The sequence below is a fragment of the Bacillota bacterium genome, from assembly GCA_040754675.1.
Lineage (GTDB): Bacteria > Bacillota > Limnochordia > Limnochordales > Geochordaceae > Geochorda.
In genome coordinates, this window is record JBFMCJ010000452.1 from 1 (window position 1) to 3,322 (window position 3,322).

Here is a 3,322-nt window from a genome sequence, read left to right on the forward strand (position 1 = left end):
GGAGATAGCGAAGGTGGCCGAGGAATCTCTGGGGGTTGTGGTGCCTCCACCTGAGGTTGCCTACCTGGCGATGTACCTTGTCTCGATCTCTCCAGCTTCTGCTTCCCGTCGAGTGGCAGGGATGCAAGAAGAGGAGTGAACCGAATGAGGACTTACCCTCTGAAGACAATGGGCCTGGAGGAAGCTAAGAGGATGCAATTCCGGCTGGTTGACCTAATCCAGCAGGAGTTCAATGGTAAAGAGATTCTAAACGCCGGCGATTACGGGATCGTTCCAGGTTTGGGTCGACCAGCTTACACGGCGAAAGTAGAACATGTGCTCGCCCGCTTCTTCGAGAGCGAAGAGGCCATCCTAGTCCGCGGCGCCGGTACGGGCGGTATGAGGATGCTGCTTATGTCGTTGCTCGCCCCGGGGGAGACGCTGCTCGTGCATGAGGCGCCCGTGTACCCTACGACCGAAACCACCATCAAGGCGATGAGTTTGACAGTGGTCCGCGCCGACCTGAATGACCTGCAGAAGGTTCGGGCGGTGGTGGAGGAAACCCAGCCGAAGTTGGCGCTCATTCAACACACCAGGCAGCGTTTCGCGGACTCCTACGATGTGCGACAAGTCATAGAGGCGATAAAGGAGAGGGCGCCGGGGACAATCGTTGCCGTCGACGAGAACTACGCAGCGTTCAAGGTGCCCCGGCTCGGTTGCCAACTAGGCGCAGACATCTCGACCTTCTCGCTCTTCAAGCTCCTGGGTCCGGAAGGGGTCGGATGCGTGATCGGACGGAAGGTCCTGATAGACAAGATCAGGGCGATCAATTACTCTGGGGGGAGCCAAGTTCAGGGGCCCGAGGCGATGGAGGCACTACGTTCCTTGGTCTTTGTCCCGGTCATTCAGGCGGTTCAAGGTGAGGTGGTGAAAGAAACCGTAAGGCGCCTAAACGCTGGGGAGGTGCCGGGAGTGGCTCAGGCATGCGCGGCCAATGCCGAGGAACGGATCGTCCTGGTCCAGTTCACCGAACCCGTAGCCGAGAAGGTACTGGAGTACGCCTGGAGGTACGGCGCGGCACCATATCCGGTCGGTTCCGAGTCTCGCTACGAAGTCGCCCCTATGTTCTATCGTGTCTCGGCCACCTTCTTGACGGAGAATCCCTCCCTGGGCCAGACCACCATCAGGGTGAATCCCATGCGGGCTGGGGCGGATACGGTGATCAGAATCCTGAACAAGGTCCTGGCAGAAGCGACGCACTAAACAGGAGGGAAGCGATAAGTGTGTTCTTAAGGGCAACTCTGCGGCGTAACCCGAAGCTGGTTGAGGCTGCTTTCAGATTCCACCAGGCTGGCGTCATCCCACCTAACACATACGTGATCGACCTGGACGCTGTGAGCGCCAACGCTGGGGTCATCAAGAAGGCGTCCAACGAGGCTGGACTTTCGTTATACGCCATGACCAAGCAGTTTGGGCGGAATCCCCTGGTCATGGGAGAGATTGCTAGGCGTGGGATTCCTAAAGCGGTGGCGGTGGACACCGAGGAAGCGAAGGTCCTCGCTAGGCATCGGATAGAGATCGGTCACGTGGGACACTTGGTGCAGGTCCCGACCATCGAGGTTAGACGGGTACTGGAAATGAGGCCAGAGGTGCTTACCGTCTTCAGCGTGGCTAAGGCCCGCCAAGTGTCGATTGCCTGCCAAGAACTCGGACTTCACCAGGATCTCCTGCTGCGGGTACGCTCGGTGGGTGACTTCTTCTATCCTGCACAGGAAGGGGGTGTCGACGAGTCCGAGCTTCTCGATGCCGCTGTGGAGATTCAAAGGCTACCTGGGGTAAGGCTGGTCGGTGTTACCTCCCACCCGTGCCTGCTCTATGACTACCAGAAAAACCGGGTGAGGCCCACGCCGAATCTGCCAACGATCGTGCGGGCGGGGAAGACGTTACAGGACAAGCTGGGTTTGGCTATCCTACAGATCAACGCCCCCGGCCTGAGTACAGCGAGCACCTTTGCCATGCTGGCGGAGGCCGGAGCCACGCACGCAGAGCCCGGAAGTTCCTTCACCGGGCATACGCCTTTACACGCCTACCGCGACGAGCCCGAGCTTCCAGCCATGGTCTATGTGACCGAGGTCTCACACCTGTTGGAAGAGCGCGTCTTCGTGTTCGGCGGGGGGTTCTACCGCCGGGGAAGGGTTAAAGAGGCATTGGTGGGCTCGACCTTCGATGACCTTATGAAGACTGTTCTGCCTGCTCGTCCGGTGGTTCCGGAGAATATCGACTATACCGGGGAGTTGCAGCTCTTGCCAGGGACTTCTGTCGCAGTCGGCGATACGGTGATCTACGCTTTCCGGGCCCAGGTGTTCGTGGGCAATGCAACCGTGGCAGTGGTCGCCGGCGTGCAAAAGGGTACGCCAGCGCTCATGGGTCTCTTCAACCATCTCGGCAATCCTCTGGATAGCGAGGGATACCCCTTCGGCAAGGAAGCCATTCCCGGGTTGCTCGGGAAGTGGGAATCAGAAAGGTGTGGCGGCAATGGGCAGGCGCGCAGTGCTTCTGATTATTGATGGCTTCGGCATCGGAGCGATGAAGGATGTGCCGGAGGTCCGTCCACAAGACCAGGGAGCCAACACTCTCCTGACTGTGTGGGATCAATACCCGGAACTCTCCCTGCCCAGCTTGGCCTCCCTCGGCCTGTGGTCGGCGGCTGGCCTGAAGGCCCCTCGGGGGAGTCATCGGCTGTCTGGGTCGAGTTACGGACGTTGTGCCCTGGCTCATGAGGGCGCTGATACCTACATGGGTCACCAGGAACTCATGGGGACTAGACCATTCCCTGCCAGCCGTCAGCTGATGCGGGACGTTGGCCCAGCGGTACTTGCGGCCCTCCATGCGGCCGGTCTGGACGCATGCTACGCGCCTGGCCTCGAGTCTGCTGTCCTCGTTGAGGGCCAAGTCGTGGTGGCCGATAACATGGAGGCCGACCCCGGTCAAAACATTAACGTCACAGGGTCGCTGGACTTCATTCCCTTCGAGCGCCTGGTGGCTATCGGGAAGATAGTGCGCAGCGCCGTCCAAGTGAGCAGAGTGATCGTAGTCGGGGGCAGGGGGTACGATCGTGAAGGTATCCTGCGTCATGCAGTCAGGCGTGGCGGCCAACAGGGGATCGATACGCCAGGACTCGGGGTTTACGACGAGAACTACATGGTCAGGCACCTTGGCCTGGGGGTCGATGTGCAGCAGCAGGTGCCAACGATCCTGAACGCCGCCGGTTTCGCTGTGGTCCTGCTCGGCAAGGCCGCGGACGTGGTGGAATGCGAGGGAGCCGCGCTGCGGCCGATGGTAG

At 60.1% G+C, this 3,322-nt stretch carries 3 protein-coding genes; all 3 read left to right on the forward strand.

Translation table 11 applies throughout. From position 1 onward, the window contains the following. Nucleotides 1–144: 144 nt before the first annotated feature. Nucleotides 145–1,242, forward strand: a complete 1,098-nt coding sequence (locus AB1609_18865) for an aminotransferase class V-fold PLP-dependent enzyme (protein ID MEW6048509.1) — start codon at nt 145–147, stop codon at nt 1,240–1,242. 20 nt (nt 1,243–1,262) lie between these two features. After that, the gene (locus tag AB1609_18870; protein ID MEW6048510.1) at nt 1,263–2,546 is read left to right on the forward strand and encodes an alanine racemase; all 1,284 of its coding nucleotides are present in this window, start codon (nt 1,263–1,265) and stop codon (nt 2,544–2,546) included. 19 nt (nt 2,547–2,565) lie between these two features. After that, the coding region (locus AB1609_18875; GenBank protein MEW6048511.1) for a phosphopentomutase at nt 2,566–3,322 on the forward strand (757 nt) is incomplete at its 3' end.

Excerpts from the sequence above, each read along its gene's own strand:
- AB1609_18865 (MEW6048509.1), top strand. The coding sequence starts at position 145 with ATGAGGACTTACCCTCTGAAGACAATGGGCCTGGAGGAAGCTAAGAGG.